This is a genomic window from Actinomadura vinacea, from assembly GCF_039532545.1.
Lineage (GTDB): Bacteria > Actinomycetota > Actinomycetes > Streptosporangiales > Streptosporangiaceae > Spirillospora > Spirillospora vinacea.
Genome location: NZ_BAAARW010000005.1, coordinates 379,737 through 402,247, shown reverse-complemented (window position 1 = coordinate 402,247; position 22,511 = coordinate 379,737). Strand labels below are relative to the sequence as shown.

Sequence of the window (22,511 nt, the reverse complement as noted above, 5' to 3'; positions counted from 1 at the left end):
GCGGCGGGCCGTGCGCGTCCGGGGATCGGCGGGTTCAGGGCGCCGCGGGCGCACCGTCCCGTTCGGCGGCCAACTGCAGGGCGACATCGATGATCATGTCTTCCTGGCCGCCCACGTACCCGGCCTCGCCGACCTTCTGCAGGATCGCGTGCGCGGGCACGTCGTAGCGTTCGGCGGCGCGCTCGGCGTGCAGCAGGAAGCTGGAGTAGACCCCGGCGTACCCCTGCGTGATCGCGGACCGGTCGGCGAACGGCAGCCGCGGCAGGAACGGCTGCACCACGTCCTGCGCGGCGGCCATGACGCCCTGCACGTCCACGCCGGTGGCGATGCCCATCCGGTCGAACGTGGCGGCCACCACCTCGGTCGGCGCGTTGCCCGCGCCCGCACCGAGCGCGCACAGCGCCCCGTCGATCTGGCGGGCGCCGTTCTGCACCGCCAGGACGGAGTTGGCCACCCCGAGCGAGAGGTTCTGGTGGCCGTGGAAGCCGACCTGCGCCTCCTGCCCGACCTCCTTGACCAGCGCGGCGACCCGTTCCTGGGCCTCGCCGAGCACCAGCGCCCCGGCCGAGTCGACCACGTACACGCACTGCGCGCCCGCGTCCACCATGATCCGGGCCTGCGCGGCCAGCTCGGCGGGGCCGATGCGGTGCGAGAGCATCAGGAAGCCGACCGTCTCCATGCCCAGGTCGCGGGCGGCGGCGAAGTGCTGCGCCGAGACGTCGGCCTCGGTGCAGTGCGTCGCGATCCGGGCGACGGACGCGCCGACGCCGTGCGCCTGCCGCAGGTCCTCGACCGTGCCGAGGCCGGGCAGCAGCAGTACCGCGATCCGGGCCTGCTCGGCCTCGTCGACGGCGGCGCCGATCAGCTTGATCTCGTCCTCGAGCGAGAACCCGTAGTTGAACGACGACCCGCCCAGGCCGTCGCCGTGCGCCACCTCGATGACCTCCACCCCGGCGCGGTCGAGGGCGTGCACGACGCCGCGCACCTCGCCCTCGGTGAACCGGTGCGCCATGGCGTGGCTGCCGTCGCGCAGCGTGGAGTCGGTAAGCCTGATCTTCTCGTCGGCGCTCACGCGGTCACCCGTCCTTCCGCGAGCCGCTCGCCCACGCGGGCCGCGGCGGCGGTCATGATGTCGAGGTTGCCGGCCCACGGCGGCAGATAGTCGCCGTTGCCGCGGACCTCCAGGAACACCGCGACGCGGGCGTGCCCGTTCCAGATGTCGCGGGGCTCGTCGAACTGCGGCTCGGCGCGCAGCGTGTATCCAGGGACGTAGGCCGCCACCCGCTCCACCATGGCGTGCACGGACGCGGCGATCGCGTCGGTGTCGGCGTCGGCCGGAATGGCGCAGAACACCGTGTCCCGCATGATCATCGGCGGGTCCACCGGGTTCAGGATGATGATCGCCTTGCCCCGTTCGGCGCCGCCGACGGCCTCGATCGCGCGCGCCGTGGTCTGGGTGAACTCGTCGATGTTGGCGCGGGTGCCCGGGCCGGCCGAACGGGACGCGATGGAGGCGACGATCTCGGCGTAGGCGACCGGCGCCGCCGCCGCGACCGCGTGCACGATCGGGATGGTGGCCTGCCCGCCACAGGTGATCATGTTCAGGTTGGGCGCGTCGGCCAGCGTGTCCAGGTTGACCGGCGGGCACACGAACGGTCCGGCGGCGGCCGGGGTGAGGTCGATCGCCTGGATGCCCGCCGCGGCGTAGCGCGGGGCGTTGGCCAGGTGCGCCTTGGCCGAGGTCGCCTCGAAGACCAGGTCGGGCAGGGTGTCCTGGGCCAGCAGCCAGTCGACGCCGGCCGCGGACGCCTCGACGCCCAGGGCGCGGGCCCGCGCCAGCCCCTCCGACTCCGGGTCCACCCCGACCATGGAGTGCACCTCGATCGCGTCGCTGCGCAGCAGCTTGACCAGCAGGTCGGTGCCGATGTTGCCGGGCCCGACGATGGCGGCGGTGAGCGCGCTCACGAGCCCTCCCCCCGGAACCGCGCGGTGACGGTGCCGATGCCGGCGAAGGTCGCGGTGACGGTGTCCCCGGCGGCGACCGGGACGGCCGCGGTGACCGAACCGGGCAGCACCACGTGCCCGGCCTGCAGCGTGACGCCCATCGGGCCGAGCACGTTGGCCAGCCAGATCAGCGCGTTGAGCGGAGAGCCGAGCACCGCGCCGCCGGCGCCGGTCTGCACCAGCTCGCCGCCGCGGTGCAGCAGGCAGCCGGTCAGCGACAGGTCCAGGCCGTCCGGCCGGACGGGGGTGGTGCCGAGCACGACCCCGCCGCTGGAGGCGTTGTCGGCCACGGTGTCGGGCAGCGTGATCTTCCAGTCCGCGATCCGGGAGTCGATGATCTCCAGCGCGGGCAGCACGAAGTCCACCGCCGCGGCCGCGTCCGCCGCGGTCACCCCGGGCCCGGCCAGCGGCCGGCCGAGCACGAAGGCGATCTCCGGCTCGATCCGCGGCTGCAGGAAGCGGCCGGTGTCGATGGGGGCGCCGTCGGTGTGGAACATCGTGTCCAGCAGGTGCCCGTAGTCCGGCTGGTCGACGCCGAGCTGCCGCTGCATCACCGCCGAGGTCAGCCCCACCTTGTGGCCCTTGATCAGCGCACCGCCCGCGACCCAGTGCTCGACCTGGGCGAGCTGGATCGCGTACGCCGCCTCCAGCGACAGGTCCGGGTGCGTCTCGGTCAGGGGCCGGACCGGGACGCGGGACGCGTACGCCTCCAGCAGTCCCGCGGCCGCCTTCTCCGCGGATTGGGGGTCCATGGTCGTCCTTTCGTCGTTTCCGCAGGTGAATCCTTCTCCGCGGGAGCCGTCCGGGCCAACCGTCGCGTCCCACGTGGCGGGACGCGGCGCGGGAAATCCGCTTAGGGTGGGGTCATGGCCGCGGTGACCGACGACACCTACCTGCATCGGGTGGTGGCCGTGCTGAACGCCTTCCGCGCCGAGGAGAACGCGGTCGGCGCGGCCGAACTGGCCCGCCGGACCGGCCTGCCGAAGTCCACCGTGCACCGCATCGCCCTGTCGCTGGTGGCGGAGGGGCTGCTGGAACGGCACGGCTCGGGGGTACGGCTCGGGCTGCGGATGTTCGAGATCGGGCAGCGGGTGCCCCGGCAGCGCGCCCTCCGCGACGCCGCGCTGCCCTACATGTCCGACCTGCGCGAGGCGACGGGGCACACCGTCCATCTGGCGGTGCTGGAGGGCCGCGAGGTCGTGTACGTGGAGATCCTCAGGGCGCCGGGCGGCCCGCCGCTCCCGTCCAGGGTGGGCGGCCGGCTGCCCGCGCACGCGACCGGCGTCGGGAAGGCGATCCTGGCCTTCTCGCCGCCCGAGGTGGCCCGCGCCGTGCTGGACGGGGAACTGCCCAGGCTCAGCGAGCGCAGCACCGTCGCGCCCGGGCTGCTGGCCAGGGAACTGGTGGGGATCCGCCGCGCCGGGGTGGCCTTCGACCACGAGGAGTCCGGCCACGGCGTGGTCTGCGCGGCGAGCCCGGTCCTGGGCCGGGGCGGCGAGGTGCTGGCGGCGCTTTCGGTGTCGGGCCGGAGCAGCCGGGTGCGCCTCAACCGCGTCGCCCCCGCCGTGCACACGGCGGCGCTCGCGCTCTCCCGGACGCTGGGCCACCGCGACGCGGCCGCCGGCGCTCCCCGCTGACCTGCGTCCCTTGACTGTTGGACGGCGTGTTGTATATCACCAAGAGGTTACTTGTCAGTAAGTGAGTATGGACCGCCGGCCCAGGAGGCGACCTTGAGCGAGCGAACGGGACCGGGGGTCCGGGACGTCCCCGAGATCCCCTGGGGGACCCTGCCGCCGGAGGTGGTCGACCCGATCCGCCCCTACGTGGACGACGTCGCGCACGAGATGATCGACGCGATCCGGCGGCGCATCCCCGAGTACGCGCGCCCGCTGGGCAGCAACTACGGGCAGAAGATGTGGAACGCGGTGCGGCGCGCGGTCTCCGACTTCCTGGTCGTGGTCTCCAGCCCGGACGCCTCCTGGGAGCCGCTGCGCCGGATCTACGCCGAGATCGGCGCGTACGAGGCGCGCAAGGGCCGCAGCCTGGAAGGGCTGCAGACGGCGGTGCGGCTGTGCGGCCAGGTCGCCGCCCGCCGGTTCACCACCGACGCGGCGCGGATGGACTGGCCGCACGAGACGCTGGGCCGGCTGATCGAGGCGCTGTTCGCCTTCCTGGACGCGATCTCCGAGGCGGCCGCCGCCGGGTACGCCGGCGTGCACGACCGTCCCGGCAGCCAGCGCGAGCACCTGCGCGCCCGGCTGCACGCCATGCTCACCGGCGACGGGCTCGCGGACCGGGTGGCGATCACGCAGCTGGCACGGTCCACGGGATGGGGCACGCCGTCCACGATCGCGGTGGTGGCGGTGCGCGGCCTCGGCGACCAGGCCCCGCCGCTGCTGCCCCCGCCGGTGCTGGCCGACTGGCACAGCCAGGTGCCGTCGCTGGTCGTGCCCGATCCCGACGGCCCGGGGCACCGCGACCTGCTCGTGGCGCTGCGCGGCACGCCCGCCGCGATCGGCCCGACCGTCGACCTGTCCCGGGGCAGCGTGTCGCTGCTGTGGGCGCGGCGCGCGCTGGCGCTGGCCGAGGCGGGACGGATCCCCGGCGACGGCCTGGTGCGCTGCGTCGACCACCTGCCCACGCTGGTCGCCTCGGTGGGACTCGACCTGATCGAGGCGGCGATCCCGCAACGGCTGGGCCCGCTGCTGGAACTCAACCCCAACCAGCGGCGGCGCCTGGTGTCGACGCTGCTCGCCTACCTGGAGCACGGCCGCAACGCCGCCGCTGCCGCCCAGCACCTCAACGTCCACACGCAGACCGTGCGGTACCGGCTGTCCAACCTGGAGGAGCTGTTCTCCGGGGAGCTGAACGCCCCCGAGCGCCATCTGGAGTTGCTCCTGCTGCTGCACAGCTGGCAGCACCTGGTCGGGCCGCGCGCCGAATGACCGGTCGCCGGGCGGGCATGCCCGCCATCGACCGGCATCGACCGGGTGGTCGGGCCGATCCCGCTGGTCTAGCCTGACCAGCACCTATCGGGTTGCGGGGAAGGGAACAGCGGATGAACAAGAGCGAACTCATCGAGGCCGTGGCGGAGCGGACGGGCAGCGAGCGCGCCGTGGCGCGCCGCCACGTCGACGCGGTGTTCGACGCCATCATCGACAGCGTCACCGCAGGTGAGCGCGTGCTGGTGACCGGGTTCGGCACCTTCGACAGGCACGCCCGGCCGGCCCGGACGGCCCGCAACCCGCGCACCGGCCAGGCGGTCGAGGTGGCCGCCGGCGAGGTGCCGACGTTCCGGTTCGGCCAGACCTTCCGCAACCGCGTCGCCGAAGGCGGCGAGGTCGCACCCGCACCGGCGAAGGCGAAGGCCGCCGAGAAGAGCACGGCGGCGACGGCCGTCGAGGTGGAGGAGCCCAAGCCGCCGAAGAAGGCCAAGAACGGCAAGAAGGACGCCGCCGCCGGGAAGAAGGCCCGCAAGGAGGCCAAGGTCTCCACGAAGGACTCCGCCAAGAAGCCCGGCCGGAAGGGCGGCAAGAAGAGCGGTACCGGGAAGAAGGCCGCCAAGACCCGCTGACCGTCCTGCCACCGACTTCCGGGCCCGGCCGCGCTCCGTGACGCGCAGGCGCCCGGCGACTCCCTGACGCGGCCCGCCGTCCGTCTCTGACGCCCCCTCACCGGCCGCCCTTCTCGCATGCCCTCCTTCCGCCGGCCGTCCTCCGGCGCGCGCGTTCCTGTGTGATCCGCCCCACCTTTATTGCCGTTCGGGTCTTGACCCCGGACATGCACGGGCGTAAACAAAAGGGAACCCACGCAAACGGGAAGGAAACAACATGCCGGGTGCGGAGCGGCGGACGGCCTCCACATGATCGTCACGGTGACCCTCAACCCGAGCCTGGACCGGACGATCGAAGTCGACGTCCTGACCCGGGGCGAGATGATCCGGGCGCGGTCGGCGCGGCTCGACCCCGGCGGCAAGGGCGTCAACGTCTCCCGCGCGCTGCTGGCCGGGCACGTCACCTCCACCGCGGTCGTCACCGTCGGCGGCCCCGAGGGCGACCAGCTGAGGCGGCTGCTGGCCGCCGAGGGGCTGGCCGTCCGCGCGGTGCCGGTGGCCGGGCGCACCCGCTCCAACGTGACCATCGCCGAGCCGGGCGGGGTGGTCACCAAGCTGAACGAGCCCGGCGGCCGGCTCTCCGACGCCGAGCTGGCCGAGGTGGCCGAGGCGGTGGCCGCCGAGTCGGCGGCGGCGAGCTGGGTGGCCGGCTGCGGCAGCCTGCCGCCGGGCGTGCCCGACGGGATCTACGCCGAGCTGTGCCGCCGGGTCGCCGCGGCCGGGATCCGGGTCGCGATCGACTCCAGCGGCCCGGCGCTGCTGGCCGCGCTGCCCGCCCGTCCCGACCTGGTCAAGCCCAACCGGGAGGAGCTGGCCGAGGCGGTCGGCCGTCCGGTCGACCGGCTGGCCGACGTCGTCGAGGCGGCGCACGAGCTGCGCGCCCGCGGCGCCCGCGGCGTGCTGGTGAGCCTGGGCGCGGACGGCGCGTTGCTCGTCGACGACGACGGCGTCATCGCCGGCGACGCCCCGGTCGAGCGGCCGCGGAGCACGGTCGGCGCCGGCGACGCCCTGCTCGCCGGGTTCCTGGCCGCCGGCGCCCGCGGGCCCCGCGCGCTCGCCGCGGCGCTGGCCTGGGGCGCCGCCGCGGTGCGGCTGCCCGCCAGCCGGATGCCGCGGCACTCCGACATCCGCCACGACATCGTCCGCATCCGCTCCCGGCCCGACCTCGACAAGCCCCTCGTGACCTGACCCCCAGCCCCGAACGTCACACCCCCCGGACCATCAGGAGGCCGCCATGGCCACTGCGTACACCCCCGAACCGACCGGCGACGGAGCCAGGGCGCGCGTCCAGCGCCTGGGCGGTCATCTGGCCGGCATGGTCATGCCCAACATCGGCGCGTTCATCGCCTGGGGCCTGATCACCGCGCTGTTCATCCCGACCGGCTGGCTGCCGAACAAGGACCTGGGCGAGCTGTCCGAGCCGATGATCAAGGTCCTGCTGCCGCTGCTCATCGGCTACACCGGCGGCCGGATGGTGCACGGCCAGCGCGGCGCGGTGGTCGGCGCCGTGGCCACCATGGGACTGGTGGCGGGCGCCGACGTGCCGATGTTCCTCGGCGCCATGATCATCGGCCCGCTGGCCGCGTACCTGATGAAGCTGTTCGACGGGCTGATCGAGGACCGGGTGCGCACCGGCTTCGAGATGCTGGTCGACAACTTCTCCGCCGGCATCCTGGCCGCGGCGATGGCGGTCGTGGGCAACCTGGCGATCGGCCCGGTCGTGCGCGCCTGCACCGACGCCGCCGGGGAGGCGGTCGGCTGGCTGGTCGACCACGACGTGCTGCCGCTGACCTCGGTGCTGATCGAGCCGGCCAAGGTGCTGTTCCTGAACAACGCCGTCAACCACGGCGTGCTCGGGCCGCTGGGCGTCCAGCAGGCCGCCGAGACCGGCAAGTCGGTGCTGTTCATGCTGGAGTCCAACCCCGGTCCCGGGCTCGGGGTGCTGCTGGCCTACATGTTCTTCGGGCCGCGCCGGCTGCGCCCCAGCACCCCGGCCGCCGCGATCATCCACTTCTTCGGCGGGATCCACGAGATCTACTTCCCCTACATCCTGATGAAGCCGCGGATGATCCTGGCCGCCATGGCCGGCGGCGCCACCGGCATCGCGATCTTCCTGGCCGCGGGCACCGGGCTGGTCGCCACGCCCTCGCCCGGCAGCATCTTCGCCTACCTCGCCCAGACCCCGCGCGGTGCGGGCAACTGGATCGGCGTCTACACCGGGCTGCTGGCCTCGGCCGCGGTCTCGTTCGCGGTCGGCGCGGCGCTGCTGGGCTTCGGCAGGCTCGCCGAGGACGGCGCCGAGGAGCAGGGCTCCGGCGACGCGGGGGACGCCGGGAACGAGAAGGACGCCGGCGACGCGATCACCGACGAGAGCAAGGGCACGGGTGCGGAGACCGCCGGGACCGGCGGCGACGGCACCGCCCAGCAACCGGCGGCACGCTAGGCCGCCCACCCCTCAATCCACCCCATCGGAGGACCCGACATGGGCAGCACCATCGAAGGCAAGGACATCCGCAAGCTCGTCATCGCCTGCGACGCGGGCATGGGCAGCAGCGTGATGCTGGCCGGGCAGCTGCGCAAGACCCTGAAGAAGCAGCCGGTCGCGGTCGAGCACACCCCGGTCGACGCCATCCCGGCGGACGCCGACGTGATCGTCTGCCACGCCGGGCTGGCCGAGCGGGCCCGGCGCGGCGCGCCCGACGGCGCCGTGGTCGTCCCGTTCCAGGTCTTCATCGGCGACCCCGCCGTCGACCGGGTCGTCAAGGCGATCAAGGACGGCGGTGCGGTCGGTGCCTAGCGACGTGGAGCCCGCCGCGATCCGGCTCGACGCCCGGGCCGAGGGCCGCGACGACGCCGTCCGGCAGTGCGGCCGGCTGCTGGTCGAGATCGGCGCGGTCGAGGAGGAGTACATCGCCGGCATGCTCGACCGGGAGCGGTCGATCTCGACCTACCTGGCCGAGGGCGTGGCCATCCCGCACGGGACGAACGCGAGCAAGGACTCGGTGCTGCGGGACGCGCTGGCGGTCGTGCGCTTCCCGGACGGGGTCGACTGGAACGGCGACGAAGTCACCCTCGCGATCGCGATCGCGGCCCGCGGCGACGGCCACATCGCCGTCCTGACCGAGCTGGCGCAGATCCTGCTCGATGCCGACCGGGCCCGCGACCTGCGCGAGGCCACCACCGCCGAGGAGATCGTCCGGCTGCTCCGCCCGGCCGGACCGGACGAAGCAGCACACGCACCCGAAAAGGAAGAGGAAGCCGCTCAATGAAGGTCGCCCGTTTCCACGCTCCCGGGGACATCCGCCTGGAGGACGCCCCCGAGCCCGAGCCCGGCCCGGGCGAGCTGAAGATCCGCGTCCGCAACTGCTCCACCTGCGGCACCGACGTCAAGATCTCCAGGTTCGGGCACCACCACATCGTGCCGCCCCGGGTGATGGGGCACGAGATCGCCGGCGAGGTGGTGGCCGCCGGGGACGGGACGGCCGGCTGGGCGCCCGGCGACCGGGTCCAGGTGATCGCCGCGATCCCGTGCGGGAGCTGCGCGGAGTGCTCGCGCGGGCGGATGACCGTCTGCTCCCGGCAGGAGTCGATGGGCTACCACTACGACGGCGGCTTCGCCGAGTACATGACGGTCCCGGCCAAGGTCCTGGCCGTCGACGGGGTGCACCGGATCCCCGAGGGCGTCTCGTTCGCCGAGGCGTCGGTGGCCGAGCCGCTGGCGTGCGTGCTGAACGGGCAGGAGCTGGCCCGGGTCGGCGCGGGCGACGACGTGGTGGTGTTCGGCTCCGGCCCGATCGGCTGCCTGCACGTGCGGGTGGCGCGGGCGCGCGGCGCGGGCCGGGTGTTCCTGGTCGAGCTGAACCGCGACCGGCTGGGCCGGGCCGCCGAGCTGGTCAAGCCGGACGCGGCGATCCTGGCCGGCGAGACCGACCCGGTGGAGGCGGTCAAGGACCTCACCGGCGGCCGCGGCGCCGATGTGGTCATCACCGCGGCGGCGGCGCACGCCCCGCAGACGCAGGCGCAGTGGATGGCCGCGCCGGGCGGCCGGATCAGCTTCTTCGGCGGCCTGCCCAAGGACGACCCGGTCATCTCCTGCGACTCCAACCAGGTGCACTACCGGGAGCTGACCATCGTCGGCGCCAACGGCTCCAGCCCGGCGCACAACGCCCGCGCGCTGGAGCTGATCGGCTCGGCCGAGGTGCCCGTGCAGGACCTGGTCACGCACCGGGTGCCGCTGGCGGACGTCCACCGCGCGCTGGACCTCGTCGCGCGCGGCGAGGCGATCAAGGTGACCGTCGAGCCCTGAGCCCCGGGGTCCGGCACGAGCGGGGAGGATCCCCGGAAGGCAGGGAGAACGTGGCCGAACGCACCGTCGTCGTCGGGTCGGCGCAGGGACTGCACGCGCGGCCCGCCAAGATCTTCGTGGGAGAGGCGGCGCGGCAGCCCGTGCCGGTCCTCATCAGCACCGGCGGCAAGCCGCCAGTGCCGGCCGCCAGCATCCTGGCGGTGCTGGCGCTGGGCGCCGGCCACGGCGCGGAGGTGACCCTCAGCGCCGAGGGCGAGCAGGCCGAGCGGGTGCTGGACGAGCTGGCCGCGCTGATCGCCCGCGATCTGGACGCCGAGGAGCCCGATCACGCCGAGCCCGCTTGATCGGCCCGCTTGACCGGCCCGCCTGATCGGCCCGTGCGGCCGCGCGCCGGGCCCCGCGGTGTACGACAATGAGGGACGTCATGACGACGTCCGGAACGGGTGAGCCGACCATGTACGCCGAGGAACGGCAGCAGGCGATCCTGGCGCGGGCCCGCGCCGACGGCCGCGTCGACGTGGTCGCGCTGTCGGAGGAGTTCGCGGTCACCACCGAGACGATCCGGCGCGACCTGACCGTCCTGGAGCGGGCGGGCACGCTGCGCCGGGTGCACGGCGGCGCGATCCCCGTGGAGCGGCTGGGCTTCGAGCCCGCGCTGGCGGCGCGCGACGCCGTGCTCACCGAGGAGAAGGAGCGGATCGCCAAGGCCGCGCTCGCCGAGCTGCCCGACGAGGGCTCGGTGATCATCGATGCCGGGACCACCACGGCCCGGCTGGTGCAGCTGCTCCCCGGCGACCGCGAGCTGACCGTGATCGTGAACTCGCCGCCGCACGCCACCGCGCTGGCCGCCCGCGCCAACCTGACCGTGATCATGCTGGGCGGGCGGGTGCGGGCGCGCACCCTGGCCACGGTGGACGACTGGGTGCTGCGCCCGCTGGCCGACCTGTGGGTGGACGTGGCGTTCATGGCCACCAACGGCTGCTCGGCCGCGCACGGGCTGACCACCTCCGACCAGGCGGAGGCGGCGGTCAAGCGGGCGATGATCGCCTCGTCCCGGCGGCGGGTGCTGCTGACCGACCGCACCAAGATCGGCAATGACAACCTGGTGCGGTTCGCGGCGCTGTCGGAGATCGACGTGCTGATCACCGACACCGGGCTGGACACCGAGGTGGCCGCCGAGCTGGCCGCCGCGGGCCCCGAGGTCGTCCGCGCCTGAACCACCTCTGTACGGTTGGAGGGGCTTTGCGGAGGATCGCGCGTGGGAGGCACCCCTGTGAGCCATCGGACGGACGGGGAGTCCCCGCCCGAGATCGTGCGGATGCTCGACCTGACCCCGCTGGACGAGGACACCTACCTGGTCACGGCGCGCCCGGTGGCCGGCCGGGAGCGGCTGTTCGGCGGGCAGGTGGCGGCGCAGAGCCTGCGCGCGGCCTGCCTGACCGTCCCGCCCGGGCGGCTCCCCCACTCGCTGCACGCCTACTTCATCAGGCCCGGCATGCCCGATGAGCCGCTGCGGCTGGAGGTCGCGCGCACCCGGGACGGCCGGTCGTTCGCCACCCGGCACGTCACGGCGAGCCAGGGCGGCAAGCCCATCTTCGAGATGATCGCCTCGTTCCACGATCCGGAGCCGGGCTTCGACTGGCAGCCCGCGGGCCTGCCGGACGTCCCGCCGCCCGAGGAGCTGCCGACGCCCACCTTGCCCGCGCTGATCCGCCACCCGGCCGGGTTCGACGTGCGCGCGGTGAAGCCGCCGCGGCCGCACGGCTTCCCGATCCCGCATCCGTTCTGGATCCGGTGCCGCGGCCCCGTGGGCGACGATCTGGCGCTGCACGCGTGCCTGATCACCTACCTGTCGGACATGGCCGTGGTCAGCAGCGCGCGGGCGCCGGGCTCGCCGCGCGAGCTGGCGGCGGCCGTCAGCATCGACCACGCGCTCTGGTTCAACCGGCCCGCGCGCGTGGACGAATGGCTGCTGTTCTCCGTCGAGCCGATGAGCAACTTCGGCGCGCGCGGACTGGCCCGCGGCACGCTGCACGCCGAGGACGGCACGCTGGTCGCCTCGATCGCGCAAGAGGCCCTGCTGCGCCCCGCCCGCGACTCCACTTTCTGAGGGGAAGGCGCGGGGCTGTTCAGGGGGCCAGGGCGTGTCCGGCGCGCACGGCGCCGCCGACCGCCTCGCGGAGCATGTCCCGGGCCGTGCGGGCGCCGTCGTCCAGGCGCTCGATCTCCTCGCGGGCCAGATCGTCGCGCACGGTCGCGGCCAGCAGTTCGCGGTAGCGTTCGTTCTGCTCGGGCAACCGCCGCACGAACTCCCATTCGCGGTAGGCGTCGTCCAGTTCGCGTGTGTGCTCCGCGTACGCCTCCAGCGCCTCGATGCGTTCGACGATGGAGGCGACCGACAGTTCCAGGGCGCGGCGCTGCGGCTCCAGCAGCGCCCGCACCCGCGGGGAGAGCCGTTCGGGACGCTCGGCGCGGCGCAGGCGGGTTTGCTCGGCCAGCGCGCTCGCGATCGCCCACTCCTGACGGGGCAGCACGACCGTGTTCTCGACGTCGTCCAGCAGCCCTTCGGTATGCGCCGCCGAGCCCAGTACGGCGTCACTCGCCCGCTGCGCGCGCAGCAGCAGCCGGGCGGCGGGCCGGTCGAAGTCGCCCGGCAGCAGGTAGCGGCCGTGCCGCTCGCGGGCGGCGCGCGCGGCGGCGGGCTCGCGCAGGTGCCGCAGCGTCCCCGCCACCCAGCCGGTGAAGCTCGCCGCGGCCAGCAGCGCCGCGGCCTCGCCCTGGCCGAGCAGGATCAGCGCGAACTGGACGGCCGGGGTGACCATCATCGCCAGCATGGAGGCGCGGCCCCACCGGAAGACGTTGTCGTCGTCCTGGTCGAGCGAGGCGATGAAGAACGCGCGGATCCAGCCGCCGGGCAGCACGCCGTAGAAGAAGGCGAACGGCGGGATCCACAGGACGCGCGCGGCGATCGTCGCGCGGCCGGGCCGCGGGCGCGGCGGGACCGGCAGGTGGGCGGCGACCAGCCGTTCGGGGGCGGTGTCCAGCAGCGCGCGGTCGGCGGCCGGGATCTCGGGGTCGAAGACGGCACGGGGGCATCCGTCTTTGCTCAAGGGCACTCCCATCACTTGTGCCTATCACGGGGACGAGGAGCGCTCCAGGGCGTCTCCGCGATCTTCACGATTCCCGCACACCGAGGGCCGTGCGGTAGGCGGCGGCAAGCGTCTCCGGGCGGGGGCGCGGCAGGATCGCGGCCAGGTGCGCGTCCGGACGGACCAGCCACGCCTCACCGGGCCGCACGTCCAGGGCGCGGGCCAGCTCGCCGCGCGGGTCGATCCGGGCCAGGTCGAGGACGCGCAGCGGCGCCTCCGACTCGGCCCGGGCCGCGGCGGCGAGCTCGTCCCCGGCGCCCAGATCGGGGGCGAGGAGGAGCGTGAATCCGTCGCGGAGCGACTCGCGGAGGCGGGTCGCGCCGAGGGGCGCGTCCGGCACGATCACCCCGGGCGCGGGCGGCTGCACGGCGCCCTTCGGCGGACGGCCCGCGGGCGGCGGCCGGGACGGCTCGGCGGTGGTGAGCGGGGACGCGTCGTACCAGTACGGCTCGGCGAACCGGCCCGAGTCGACGCCGCCGATCGCCGCGGGGTCGGCCGCCGCGCGGTCCAGCGCGGCGACCCGGTGCGCCCGCGCCGACTCGTCCGGCGGCACGAGGAAGCGCATGGTCGCGGCCGTGACGTCGAGGTTCTCCCGGGCGGCCGCGTGCCGTTCCGCGTGGTAGGTCTCCAGCAGTGCGGGCGGCGCCCAGCCGCGCGCCACGAACGCGATCTTCCAGGCGGCGTTCTCCGCGTCCGGCACCCCGGAGTTGAGGCCCCGCGCGCCGAACGGCGCGTACAGGTGCGCGCAGTCGCCCGCCAGCAGCACCCGCCCGGCCCGCATCCGGTCGGCGACGCGGGACTGGAAGCGGTACACCGAGTGCCACACCAGCGTGTACGGGCGGTCCCCGATGATCTGCCGCACCCGCCGGTCGAGGCCGCCGGCCTCCTCCTCGTCCAGCGCGAACTCGGGCGGGACCTGCCAGTCGATCCGGTAGCGGGAGCCGGGGCACGGGTGGATGAGCACCTGGCGGCCGGGGTTCCAGGGCGGGTCGAAGTAGAACCGCCGCTCGCGCTCCCAGCCCGGCAGCTCGGCCTCCAGGTCGACGATGAGGAACCGGTCGTCGAAGCTCTCCCCCGGGAAGCCGATGCCGAGCGCGTCCCGGACGGCGCCGGACCGCCCGCCCGAGCACGCCACCACGTACGGGGCCCTGACCTCCCGGCCGTCGGCGCAGCGCAGGGTGACGCCGTCGGCGTCCTGTTCCAGCCCGGTCACCTCGCATCCCCGCCGCACCTCGATCAGGTCCCGGCGGGCGGCGGCGCACGCGTCCAGGATCTCCTCGGTGCGGGACTGCGAGATGTTGACGCACGGCGGCAGCGTCCCCGCCTCGGCGAACTGCCACGAGAACAGCTCCCGGTCGCGGTAGTAGGTGCGCGCGGTCGTCCAGGCCAGCCCCTCCGCGGCCACCGCGCCCGCGCCCGCGTGGCACCAGATGTCCAGGACGTCCCGCTGCTGGCAGATCGAGCGGGACCCGATCGGCTCCCGCGCCCGATGCCGTTCCAGTACCAGCACGGGCAGCCCCCAGCGGGCCAGGAGCAGCGCGGCGGTCAGCCCCACCGGCCCGGCCCCGATCACCACCACCCTGTCCATCGGCTGGTCCACGCCCTAGCTCTGCAGTTCGGCCCACACCTCGCGGTCGCGGTCGGCGGTCCAGATCCGGGGGCGTTCGACGCCGTCCAGCTCGTCCCAGAGCCGGGAGACGTTGAACGGGAGGCAGTGCTCGAAGATCGGCCAGGGGCCGTAGGCGGGGGCCAGCACGGCGTGCACCGCCTCGAAGGCGTCCTTGAGCGTGCCGCCGCGGTCGTGGACCCGGCCGACCTCGGCGGTCATCACGTCCAGGAAGTCGCGGGTCTGCGCGATGGCGGCGCGCACCGCCTCCCGCCCGTGCGCGACCGCGCCGCGCCCGCCGACCAGTGTGCGGGCGCCGAACGACTCGACGTGGTCGAGGGTGCCGGCGGCCCACTCGCGGTGGAAGGCGTCGCCGGTGTAGAGGGCGGCCTGCGTCTCGACCAGGTCGCCGGCGAACAGGATGTGCCGCCGGGGCAGCCAGGCCACGATGTCGCCCTCGGTGTGGCCGCGCCCGCAGTAGGCCAGGTCGAGGTCGCCGCGGTCGCCGCCCAGGTCGATGGTGAGGGTGCCGGCGAAGGTCACCGCCGGCCAGGTGAGCCCCGGAATGCCCTCGGGCTCCTTGAACAGCCGCGGCATCCGCCCGTACTCCGACTCCCAGTCCTCCCGGCCGCGCTCGGCGATCAGCGCGCGGGTGCGGTCGTGCGCGATGATCGTGGTGGCGCCGAACGCGCTCGCGCCCAGCGTGCGGACGGCGTGGTAGTGCGACAGCACCAGGTAGCGGATCGGCTTGTCGGTGTGCTGCCGCAGCACCGCGAGCCAGTCGCGGGCGGCGGCGGGGGTGGCGAGCGCCTCGAAGCAGACCAGGAAGTCCTCGCCCTCGACGGCCCCGACGTTGGGATCCCCTTCGGCGGTGAGCGCGTACACCCCGTCGGCGAGTACTTCGAGGGTCTGCTCCTTGTCCGCCAGATCGGCGGACGACGCGAACGGCCTGGGCATCGTTGCCCCCTCACCTTCCGGTTCGTGGATCACGGCGGTCAACGGCGGCGCAGGGTTTCATTCCACCGCGAGGCGCCCGGCAATCCCGGGTGAGAAAGGATCTTGCGCGGGGAAGGGATTGAGCGTGGACGTAGCGCTCGGACTGCTGGCCGTCGTGCTGCTGACCGCCGCGACGGGATGGTTCGTCGCACAGGAGTTCGCCTTCGTCACCGCCGACCGGCCGGAGCTGGAGCGGCTGGCCCGGGAGGGCGACCGGAACGCCGCCCGCGCGGTGCGGGTGATGGAGCGGGTGTCGTTCATGCTGTCCGGCGCCCAGCTCGGCATCACGGTGACCGCCCTGGTCGTCGGGTTCATCGCCAAGCCCGCGCTGGCCGACCTGATCGCGCCGGGCCTGGCGACGGCCGGGGTGCCGGACGCGGCGGCCGGCGGGATCGCGGTGGCGACCGGGTTCGCGCTGGCCACGATCGTGCAGATGCTGCTGGGCGAGCTGTTCCCCAAGAACCTGGCGCTGGCCCGGGCGGAGCCGCTGGCGCGGGCGCTGGCGCCGTCCACCCTGGTCTACCTGGCGGTGGCGGCACCGGTGATCCGGCTGTTCGACACCGCGGCGGACCGGCTGCTGCGGGCGGTGGGCATCGAGCCGGTGGAGGAGCTGCACCACGGCGCGACGCTGGAAGAGCTGGGCCACATCATCGGCGAGTCCGGCGAGGAGCTGCAGGAGGGCCACGCGGACCTGCTGGAGCGGGCGCTGGTGTTCTCCGAGCGCACCGCCGAGGAGGTGATGGTGCCCCGGGTGGACGTGGTGACCGTCCCGGCCGCGGCGTGGGCGGCCGACCTCAGCGAGATCATCACCGCCTGCGGGCACACCCGCTACCCGGTGGTCGGCGAGAGCGTGGACGACCTGGTCGGCGTGGTCGGCCTGGAGGAGCTGGTCGGGCTGCCGCCCGAGGAGGCCGCCCGCACGCCGGTGCGCGACATCGCCCGTCCCGCGCCGCTGCTGCCGACGACGCTGCCGCTGCCGGACGTGGTGGCGCGGCTGCGCGACGGCGAGCGCTCGATCGCCTGCGTGGTGGACGAGTACGGCGGCTTCGCGGGCCTGATCACCTGGGAGGACGTGGCCGAGGAGCTGGTCGGTGAGATCGCCGACGAGAAGGAGGTGGACGAGGACCTGGCGGTGCGCCGCGGCGACTGGTGGACGGTCGACGCCGGCCTGCGGGTGGACGAGGTCGAGCACGAGACCGGGATCGAGCTGCCCGCGGGCGAGGACTACGAGACGGTCGCCGGGCTGCTGCTCAAGCGGCTGGGCCGGATCGCCGAGCCGGGCGACGTGGTGGCGGTCGAGCTGCCGCGGCGCAGGCTGGACGAGCCGCCGCGGCGGGCGGTGGTGGAGGTGCTGACGGTGCGCCGGCACGTGCCGGAGCTGATCCGGCTGCGGGCCGCCGGCGGCGATGGGGAAGGCGGCTGATCGTTCCGTGAACCTGTCGTCCGGGGTGCCGCTGACCGTGGGGCTGCTGGCCGCCAACGGGTTCTTCGTCGCTTCGGAGTTCGCGCTGGTGGCGGCCAAGCGGCCGCGGCTGGAGCGGGCCGCGGCGCGGGGCAGCCGCACGGCCGCCGCGGCGGTGGCGGGCATCGAGGAGCTGTCGCTGATGCTGGCGGGGGCGCAGCTGGGGATCACGATGTGCTCGCTGGGGCTGGGCCTGGTGTCCGAGCCGCTGATCGCCGACACGCTGGTCCCGCCGTTCCACGCGGCGGGGCTGCCGGACGGGGCGGCGCACGCGGTGGCGTTCGTGCTGGCGCTGGGGGTGGTGACGTTCCTGCACATGGTGGTCGGGGAGATGGCGCCCAAGTCGTGGGCGATCATCCGGCCGGAGCGGTCGGCGATGATCCTGGCGGTGCCGTTCCGGGCGTTCACCGCGGTGGTGCGGCCGGTGCTGGCGGCGCTGAACGCGACCACGAACCTGCTGCTGCGGATGGCGGGGGTACCGCCGCGCGACTCGCCGCGGGTGTCCCGGACGCCCGAGCAGCTGCGCAGCCTGGCGGTGGAGTCGCGCCGGCTGGGGCTGATCGAGGAGACCGATCTGCACCTGCTGACCGCCGCGCTGGACGCGCCGCGGACGCCGCTGGAGGGCCTGGTCATCCCGCTCTCGGAGATCGATACGGTGCCGCCCGCGGCGACCGCGGACGAGGTGGTGGGGATCGCGGCGGGCACCGGCCGGCTGCGGTTGATGCTGAGCGGCGCGGCGGAGGGGGAGCCGCCGCGGATGGTGCATGTGCGGGACGCCTACCTGGCGCGGGCGCGCGGCCGTGCGGCCACGGCCGGGGAGCTGGCGCATCCGGTGCCGGTGCTGGTGGCGGCGACCCCGGTCGCGGAGGCGGTGACGACGCTGCGCGCCCGGCACAGCCAGCTCGGCCTGGTGCGGCACGCGGACGGGCGGATCGCCGGCCTGATCAACCTGGACGATCTCCTCACCACGCTGCTCAGCCCGGCCTGACCCAACGCTGATGTCAACTTCGGTTGACATCAGCGCTCTGTCAACCTACATTGACATCATGGACGACGGAGTGAGGCTCGCCGAGGAGGCGGGCAGCCGGGACCCGGCCGTCGGGCTGCGCGCCGTGCGGGCGCTGCGCGAACTGGCCGACCGGCTGGAGGCGCTGCAGGTCGCCGGCGCGCGCGAGCGGGGCTGGTCCTGGCAGGAGATCGCGGTCTGCCTCGGCGTGAGCAGGCAGGCCGTCCACAAGAAGCACGGCGGCGGGCGCCGTGTCCTCAAGAAGGAAAGGTGACAGGGGGATGTTCGAACGCTTCACCAAGGCGGCCAGGGCCGCGGTGACCGGGGCCCAGGAGGAGTGCCGCGCGACGTCCGGGCGCAAGATCGGCACCGGGCACCTCCTGCTGGCCCTCCTCCGCGGCGACGGACCGGCGGCCCGGGCCCTGCGCGGCCGCGGCCTGGAGATCGGCGCCCTGCGCGCGAGCGTCGCGCGCAGGGCGGGCGAGGGCGACCTCGACGCCGAGGCGCTGCGCACCCTGGGCATCGACCTGGACGCCGTCCGGGAGGCCGCCGAGGGCACCTTCGGCGAGGGCGCGCTCGACGCGCCGGCCGGCCGCTTCCGCAAAGGCCACATCCCCTTCGCGCCGGAGAGCAAGAAGGCGCTGGAACTGAGCCTGCGGCACGCCATCCGGCTCAAGCACGACCGCATCGACGACGGCCACATCCTGCTGGGCGTCCTGCACGACGAGAAGACCGAGGCGGTGCGCGTGCTGGTGGCCGAGGGCGTGGACGTCGACGCCCTGCGCGCCGACGTCACCCGGCTGATCAACGCCGCGGCCGCCTGACCTCATGTCGGGTGGATTATGTCGGGTGGATGACCGATCCGGTGGCCGCGCTCCGGCGGCGCCAACGCCCTCGACCCCGCGGGGATCTTTAATCTGGGCAAAGTCTTCGGCGACCCCTCGTCCTGACCGCTTGGCACCCGGGCGCGCGGGTAGGCGGATGCCATCGTTCCCGCAAACCGACGGAGGCAGGCATGCGCGTCGTGGTCGTCGGCGCCACCGGCAACGTGGGCACCAGCACCGTGCAGGCGCTGGCCGCCGACTCCCGGGTCACCTCGATCCTGGGGCTCGCCCGCCGGCGCCCGGCACTGAAGATCGACAAGACCCGGTGGGCCGTGGCCGACGTGCGGGAGACCGACCTGGTCCCGCACTTCCGGGGCGCGGACGCGGTCGTCCACCTGGCCTGGCTGTTCCAGCCCACGCACGCGCCCATGGTGACCTGGCGCGCCAACGTGCTCGGCAGCGCGCGGGTGTTCATGGCCGTCGCCGAGGCGGGCGTGCCGGCCCTCGTGTACGCCTCGTCCGTCGGGGCGTACTCCCCCGGCCCCAAGGACCGCGGCGTGACCGAGACGTGGCCCACGCACGGCTGGCCCGCCGCCGCCTACAGCCGCGAGAAGTCCTATGTGGAACGGCTGCTGGACGGCTTCCAGACCGACCATCCGCACTGCCGCGTCGTGCGGATGCGGCCGGGGCTCGTCTTCAAGCGCGAGGCGGCCGCCGAGCAGCGCCGCCTCGTCGCCGGGCCGTTCCTGCCCAGCCCGCTGATGCGGCCGTGGCTGATCCCGGTCGTCCCGGACATCCCCAGGCTCCGGTTCCAGGCGCTGCACGCCGTCGACGCGGGCAACGCCTACCGGCTGGCCGTCCTCCAGGACGTGCGCGGCCCGTTCAACCTGGCGGCCGAGCCGGTCATCGGCGCCGACGAGCTGGCCGACCTGCTCAAGGCCCGCAAGGTGCCGGTGCCCGCCCGCGGCGCCCGCGCCGTGTTGCGCGCCGCGTGGACGCTCGGCATGGTGCCCGCCTCGCCCGATCTGCTCGACCTGGCCCTGCACATCCCGATCATGGACACCACCCGGGCCAGGGCGGAACTGGGCTGGTCGCCCACGCACACCGGCATGGAGGCGATGCGCGAGTTCCTGGACGGGCTGCGCGCCGACGCGGGCATGGACACCCCGCCGCTGGCACCGCGGACGAGCGGGCCGCTGCGGCTGCGCGAGCTGATGACGGGTGTGGGCCGCCGGCCCTGACCCGGCCGATCAGGGCTTGCGGCCGACGCCGCCCAGGGCGCCCACCTCCTCCTCGGCACCCCAGGGGGGCGTGTCCGGATGCCACCGCTCGATCGGCACCACGCCGGGCGGCAGCGTTTCCACGCACTCGAACAGCCGGCGGATCTGCTCGGGGGTCCGCAGGTGGTACGGAACCGCGCCGCTCTCGTTGTAGGCCTTGGTGGTGGCCTCGACGTTGGCCTGGTTGGTGGTGGCGCTGTCGTTGAGCGCCAGGAAGCTGCCCGGCGGGAGCCCGTCCAGCAGGCGGCGCAGGATGCCGCGCGCCTCGGCGTCCTCGTTCTCCGGCGGGATGTGCCCGAGGATCTGGACCACGATGAGCGCGACCGGCCGGGTGAGGTCGAGCGTCCGCCCGGCCTGCTCCAGGATCGCCTCGGGGTCGTGCAGGTCGGCGTCGATGTAGGCGGTGGCGCCCGCGGGGGTGCTGGTGAGCAGGGCGCGGGCGTGCGCCAGCACCAGCGGATCGTTGTCGACGTACACGATCCGGGCGTCGGGGGCGGCCCGCTGCGCGACCTCGTGGGTGTTGTCGAGCGTCGGCAGGCCGGTGCCGACGTCGAGGAACTGCCGGACCCCGTGCTCTGCGGCCAGGCGGGTGACCGCGCGCGCCAGGAACGCCCGCGAGGTGCGGGCCAGGTCGACGATGCCGGGGAAGACCTCGCGGAACTGCTCGCCCAGCTCCTGGTCGACGGGGTAGTTGTCCTTGCCGCCGAGCCAGTAGTTCCAGACCCGTGCCGAATGGGGGACGGTGGTGTCGATCCCCTCCATCAGGTCCTTCTCCGCGTCGTCCCAGGAGAACGACGTCTCGCCTCTAGTCACGCAAACCTCCGCCGGTTGGGTCCAGAAGATGGTGTGGTGCCGGGTTCAAGTGCTTTTGAGGATCTCGTGCAGGACATCGACGGTCGAGGCGGGCGGCTCGGCGCGGGCGCTGAGCCGGTCCATGACCTGCCGGTAGTGGTAGATGTCGGTGGGCTTGTCCAGGACGAGCGTGCTCGTGAGCTGCTCCAGGTAGACCACGTCGCCCAGTTCCGGCTCCCCGAACCGCAGGAGGGTGATCGCCCCGCCGGCCGCGACGCCCGTGCTGAACGGCATCACCTGCACGGTGATGTGCCGCAGCCCGGCCAGGTCGATCAGGTGCCGCAGCTGCGCCCGCATCGTCTCCAGGCCGCCGACCCGGCGGCGCAGCGCCGCCTCGTCGATGACCATCCACACCCGCGGCGGCTCCGGGCCGGTCAGGAAGCGCCGGCACCGCTCCAGCAGTTCGAGCCTGCGCTCCACCTGCGGCCCGCCGTCCTCCGGTTCGGACGACAGCACCGCCCGCGCGTAGGTCTCGGTGCGCAGCAGCGCCGGCACGAACTGCATCTCGTACCCGCGGATCAGCGCCGCCGCCTGCTCCAACTCCAGCCGGGTGGCCATCCAGCCCGGGACGACGTCACCGTAGTCGTGCACCCAGCCGGCCGCGCGGGCCTGCCGGACCAGGTCGAGCAGTTCCGAGCGCTCCGCCTCGTCGGTCACGCCGTAGAGGGTGAGCAGGTCGTCGACGTCCCGGCGCTTGAAGCCGGTACGGCCCAGCTCCAACCGGCTGATCTTGGAATCCGAGCCCCGGATCGCGTCGCCCGCCGCCTCGCGGGTGATGCCCCGCGCCTCGCGCAGCCGGCGCAGCCGCCCGCCGAGCAGCATCCGCGCCACCGTGGGCCCTGCCCGTCCGGAGCCGTCAGCCGTCCGCTCTATGGTCATGTCCCATTCCCACACACACCGCCGATCTACTGAGAATCTCACAAGAGGGGCGCTATGCGCAGTCTGGGCGGATGAGGGCGCCGACCCGGCGGGTTGACCTCATCCGCACTCGAGGTCGCAGACTCGGTGAAAGAGGAGGTGGAACACGATGTCCATCCAGCTTGACCACATCATCGTCCCCGCCAAGGACAAGCAGGCCTCGGCCGAGTTCCTCGCCCGCGTCCTCGGCCTGGAGGCCGGCGCCCGGACCGGCCCGTTCGTCCCGGTGCGGACCGGGAACGGGGTGACCCTCGACTTCATGGACTCCGACGACTTCCGCCGGCACCACTGCGCCTTCCTGGTCCCGGACGAGGAGTTCGACGGCATCCTCACCCGCATCAAGGAATCCGGCGCCCGCTACTACGCCGACCCCGGGGGCGGCGGCACCGGGAAGATCAACACGCGGGACGGCGGGCGCGGCGTCTACTTCGACGACCCGTCCGGACATGCCATGGAGGTGCTCACCGTCCCGTACGGCGGCTGATCATGAGAGCC

25 protein-coding genes are annotated in these 22,511 nt (G+C 74.1%); 17 read left to right on the top strand and 8 right to left on the bottom strand.

Annotation, left to right across the window (positions count from 1 at the left end; genetic code table 11):
* Positions 1-34: 34 nt before the first annotated feature.
* Genes dmpG through ABD340_RS08450 form a run of 3 tightly spaced genes read right to left on the bottom strand, consistent with a single transcriptional unit; the run spans position 35 to position 2,756 of the window.
* Complete coding sequence (dmpG, locus tag ABD340_RS08460) at positions 35-1,072, bottom strand: 4-hydroxy-2-oxovalerate aldolase (protein WP_344588039.1); 1,038 nt, start codon at positions 1,070-1,072, stop codon at positions 35-37.
* Positions 1,069-1,965, bottom strand: coding sequence for an acetaldehyde dehydrogenase (acetylating) (locus ABD340_RS08455; RefSeq protein ID WP_344588038.1), 897 nt, complete (start codon positions 1,963-1,965; stop codon positions 1,069-1,071). Before ABD340_RS08455 ends, dmpG begins: the two co-directional genes overlap by 4 nt.
* Positions 1,962-2,756 carry a 2-keto-4-pentenoate hydratase gene (locus ABD340_RS08450; RefSeq protein WP_344588037.1) on the bottom strand — a complete coding sequence of 265 codons (795 nt, stop codon included), beginning with the start codon at positions 2,754-2,756 and terminating at the stop codon, positions 1,962-1,964. The genes ABD340_RS08455 and ABD340_RS08450 overlap by 4 nt, the downstream gene beginning before the upstream one ends.
* Positions 2,757-2,870: 114 nt before the next feature.
* Here ABD340_RS08450 and ABD340_RS08445 point away from each other — a divergent pair, with 114 nt between their 5' ends.
* The 11 genes from ABD340_RS08445 to ABD340_RS08395 all read left to right on the top strand — a co-directional run bounded on the left by ABD340_RS08445 (position 2,871) and on the right by ABD340_RS08395 (position 12,033).
* The gene (locus ABD340_RS08445; protein WP_344588036.1) at positions 2,871-3,641 is read left to right on the top strand and encodes an IclR family transcriptional regulator; all 771 of its coding nucleotides are present in this window, start codon (positions 2,871-2,873) and stop codon (positions 3,639-3,641) included.
* A gap of 93 nt (positions 3,642-3,734) precedes the next feature.
* A complete protein-coding gene (locus ABD340_RS08440) occupies positions 3,735-4,949 on the top strand; it encodes a PucR-like N-terminal domain-containing protein (protein ID WP_344588035.1) in 1,215 nt (404 codons plus the stop codon).
* 113 nt (positions 4,950-5,062) lie between these two features.
* On the top strand, positions 5,063-5,578 hold the full coding sequence (locus ABD340_RS08435; protein ID WP_344588034.1) for an HU family DNA-binding protein: 516 nt from the start codon (positions 5,063-5,065) through the stop codon (positions 5,576-5,578).
* Between the two features lie 288 nt (positions 5,579-5,866).
* Positions 5,867-6,805 carry a 1-phosphofructokinase gene (pfkB, locus tag ABD340_RS08430; protein ID WP_344588033.1) on the top strand — a complete coding sequence of 313 codons (939 nt, stop codon included), beginning with the start codon at positions 5,867-5,869 and terminating at the stop codon, positions 6,803-6,805.
* Positions 6,806-6,851: 46 nt separating this feature from the next.
* Positions 6,852-8,060, top strand: a complete 1,209-nt coding sequence (gene mtlA, locus ABD340_RS08425) for a mannitol-specific PTS transporter subunit IIC (RefSeq protein WP_344588032.1) — start codon at positions 6,852-6,854, stop codon at positions 8,058-8,060.
* Between the two features lie 39 nt (positions 8,061-8,099).
* Complete coding sequence (locus tag ABD340_RS08420) at positions 8,100-8,414, top strand: PTS lactose transporter subunit IIB (protein ID WP_344588031.1); 315 nt, start codon at positions 8,100-8,102, stop codon at positions 8,412-8,414.
* Positions 8,407-8,886 (top strand): PTS mannitol transporter subunit IIA, encoded by a 480-nt coding sequence (locus tag ABD340_RS08415; protein WP_344588029.1) that lies wholly within the window; start codon positions 8,407-8,409, stop codon positions 8,884-8,886. The genes ABD340_RS08420 and ABD340_RS08415 overlap by 8 nt, the downstream gene beginning before the upstream one ends.
* On the top strand, positions 8,883-9,923 hold the full coding sequence (locus tag ABD340_RS08410; RefSeq protein ID WP_344588028.1) for a zinc-dependent dehydrogenase: 1,041 nt from the start codon (positions 8,883-8,885) through the stop codon (positions 9,921-9,923). Before ABD340_RS08415 ends, ABD340_RS08410 begins: the two co-directional genes overlap by 4 nt.
* Positions 9,924-9,973: 50 nt before the next feature.
* Positions 9,974-10,267: an HPr family phosphocarrier protein gene (locus ABD340_RS08405; protein ID WP_344588027.1), complete on the top strand. Its 294-nt coding sequence runs from the start codon at positions 9,974-9,976 to the stop codon at positions 10,265-10,267.
* Between the two features lie 110 nt (positions 10,268-10,377).
* Entirely contained in the window at positions 10,378-11,139 is a 762-nt protein-coding gene (locus ABD340_RS08400) for a DeoR/GlpR family DNA-binding transcription regulator (protein ID WP_344588099.1), read from the top strand.
* A gap of 57 nt (positions 11,140-11,196) precedes the next feature.
* The gene (locus tag ABD340_RS08395) at positions 11,197-12,033 is read left to right on the top strand and encodes an acyl-CoA thioesterase (RefSeq protein ID WP_344588026.1); all 837 of its coding nucleotides are present in this window, start codon (positions 11,197-11,199) and stop codon (positions 12,031-12,033) included.
* Between the two features lie 19 nt (positions 12,034-12,052).
* Here the strand turns inward: ABD340_RS08395 and ABD340_RS08390 are convergent, their stop codons facing one another.
* The 3 genes from ABD340_RS08390 to ABD340_RS08380 form a co-directional block, all read right to left on the bottom strand.
* Positions 12,053-13,033 (bottom strand): hypothetical protein, encoded by a 981-nt coding sequence (locus ABD340_RS08390; protein ID WP_344588025.1) that lies wholly within the window; start codon positions 13,031-13,033, stop codon positions 12,053-12,055.
* A 64-nt stretch (positions 13,034-13,097) separates the two neighbouring features.
* Positions 13,098-14,660 (bottom strand): FAD-dependent oxidoreductase, encoded by a 1,563-nt coding sequence (locus ABD340_RS08385; RefSeq protein WP_344588024.1) that lies wholly within the window; start codon positions 14,658-14,660, stop codon positions 13,098-13,100.
* A gap of 15 nt (positions 14,661-14,675) precedes the next feature.
* Positions 14,676-15,635: an MBL fold metallo-hydrolase gene (locus tag ABD340_RS08380; RefSeq protein WP_344588023.1), complete on the bottom strand. Its 960-nt coding sequence runs from the start codon at positions 15,633-15,635 to the stop codon at positions 14,676-14,678.
* 124 nt (positions 15,636-15,759) lie between these two features.
* Between ABD340_RS08380 and ABD340_RS08375 the strand changes: the two genes are divergently transcribed.
* The 5 genes from ABD340_RS08375 to ABD340_RS08355 all read left to right on the top strand — a co-directional run bounded on the left by ABD340_RS08375 (position 15,760) and on the right by ABD340_RS08355 (position 20,207).
* On the top strand, positions 15,760-17,097 hold the full coding sequence (locus ABD340_RS08375; RefSeq protein ID WP_344588022.1) for a hemolysin family protein: 1,338 nt from the start codon (positions 15,760-15,762) through the stop codon (positions 17,095-17,097).
* A 7-nt stretch (positions 17,098-17,104) separates the two neighbouring features.
* Positions 17,105-18,124: a CNNM domain-containing protein gene (locus ABD340_RS08370; RefSeq protein WP_344588021.1), complete on the top strand. Its 1,020-nt coding sequence runs from the start codon at positions 17,105-17,107 to the stop codon at positions 18,122-18,124.
* 58 nt (positions 18,125-18,182) lie between these two features.
* Entirely contained in the window at positions 18,183-18,416 is a 234-nt protein-coding gene (locus tag ABD340_RS08365) for a helix-turn-helix domain-containing protein (protein WP_344588020.1), read from the top strand.
* A gap of 7 nt (positions 18,417-18,423) precedes the next feature.
* On the top strand, positions 18,424-18,966 hold the full coding sequence (locus ABD340_RS08360) for a Clp protease N-terminal domain-containing protein (RefSeq protein WP_344588019.1): 543 nt from the start codon (positions 18,424-18,426) through the stop codon (positions 18,964-18,966).
* A 191-nt stretch (positions 18,967-19,157) separates the two neighbouring features.
* Positions 19,158-20,207 (top strand): NAD-dependent epimerase/dehydratase family protein, encoded by a 1,050-nt coding sequence (locus ABD340_RS08355; protein WP_344588018.1) that lies wholly within the window; start codon positions 19,158-19,160, stop codon positions 20,205-20,207.
* 9 nt (positions 20,208-20,216) lie between these two features.
* On the opposite strand, the gene ABD340_RS08350 is transcribed toward ABD340_RS08355, so the two are convergent.
* Positions 20,217-21,008, bottom strand: coding sequence for an SAM-dependent methyltransferase (locus tag ABD340_RS08350; RefSeq protein WP_344588097.1), 792 nt, complete (start codon positions 21,006-21,008; stop codon positions 20,217-20,219).
* Between the two features lie 96 nt (positions 21,009-21,104).
* On the bottom strand, positions 21,105-21,977 hold the full coding sequence (locus ABD340_RS08345) for a helix-turn-helix domain-containing protein (protein WP_344588017.1): 873 nt from the start codon (positions 21,975-21,977) through the stop codon (positions 21,105-21,107).
* A gap of 148 nt (positions 21,978-22,125) precedes the next feature.
* Between ABD340_RS08345 and ABD340_RS08340 the strand changes: the two genes are divergently transcribed.
* Positions 22,126-22,500 (top strand): VOC family protein, encoded by a 375-nt coding sequence (locus tag ABD340_RS08340; RefSeq protein ID WP_344588015.1) that lies wholly within the window; start codon positions 22,126-22,128, stop codon positions 22,498-22,500.
* Positions 22,501-22,511: the final 11 nt, after the last annotated feature.

What these genes read in the sequence shown, in the direction of transcription:
- ABD340_RS08435 (WP_344588034.1), top strand. Translation starts at nt 5,063, where the DNA reads ATGAACAAGAGCGAACTCATCGAGGCCGTGGCGGAGCGGACGGGCAGC.
- ABD340_RS08420 (WP_344588031.1), top strand. Translation starts at nt 8,100, where the DNA reads ATGGGCAGCACCATCGAAGGCAAGGACATCCGCAAGCTCGTCATCGCC.
- ABD340_RS08360 (WP_344588019.1), top strand. Translation starts at nt 18,424, where the DNA reads ATGTTCGAACGCTTCACCAAGGCGGCCAGGGCCGCGGTGACCGGGGCC.
- ABD340_RS08400 (WP_344588099.1), top strand. Translation starts at nt 10,378, where the DNA reads ATGTACGCCGAGGAACGGCAGCAGGCGATCCTGGCGCGGGCCCGCGCC.
- ABD340_RS08380 (WP_344588023.1), bottom strand. Translation starts at nt 15,635, where the DNA reads ATGCCCAGGCCGTTCGCGTCGTCCGCCGATCTGGCGGACAAGGAGCAG.
- ABD340_RS08450 (WP_344588037.1), bottom strand. Translation starts at nt 2,756, where the DNA reads ATGGACCCCCAATCCGCGGAGAAGGCGGCCGCGGGACTGCTGGAGGCG.
- ABD340_RS08385 (WP_344588024.1), bottom strand. Translation starts at nt 14,660, where the DNA reads ATGGACAGGGTGGTGGTGATCGGGGCCGGGCCGGTGGGGCTGACCGCC.
- mtlA (WP_344588032.1), top strand. Translation starts at nt 6,852, where the DNA reads ATGGCCACTGCGTACACCCCCGAACCGACCGGCGACGGAGCCAGGGCG.
- ABD340_RS08355 (WP_344588018.1), top strand. Translation starts at nt 19,158, where the DNA reads ATGCGCGTCGTGGTCGTCGGCGCCACCGGCAACGTGGGCACCAGCACC.
- pfkB (WP_344588033.1), top strand. Translation starts at nt 5,867, where the DNA reads ATGATCGTCACGGTGACCCTCAACCCGAGCCTGGACCGGACGATCGAA.
- ABD340_RS08365 (WP_344588020.1), top strand. Translation starts at nt 18,183, where the DNA reads ATGGACGACGGAGTGAGGCTCGCCGAGGAGGCGGGCAGCCGGGACCCG.
- ABD340_RS08345 (WP_344588017.1), bottom strand. Translation starts at nt 21,977, where the DNA reads ATGACCATAGAGCGGACGGCTGACGGCTCCGGACGGGCAGGGCCCACG.
- ABD340_RS08445 (WP_344588036.1), top strand. Translation starts at nt 2,871, where the DNA reads ATGGCCGCGGTGACCGACGACACCTACCTGCATCGGGTGGTGGCCGTG.
- ABD340_RS08340 (WP_344588015.1), top strand. Translation starts at nt 22,126, where the DNA reads ATGTCCATCCAGCTTGACCACATCATCGTCCCCGCCAAGGACAAGCAG.
- ABD340_RS08350 (WP_344588097.1), bottom strand. Translation starts at nt 21,008, where the DNA reads ATGGAGGGGATCGACACCACCGTCCCCCATTCGGCACGGGTCTGGAAC.
- ABD340_RS08410 (WP_344588028.1), top strand. Translation starts at nt 8,883, where the DNA reads ATGAAGGTCGCCCGTTTCCACGCTCCCGGGGACATCCGCCTGGAGGAC.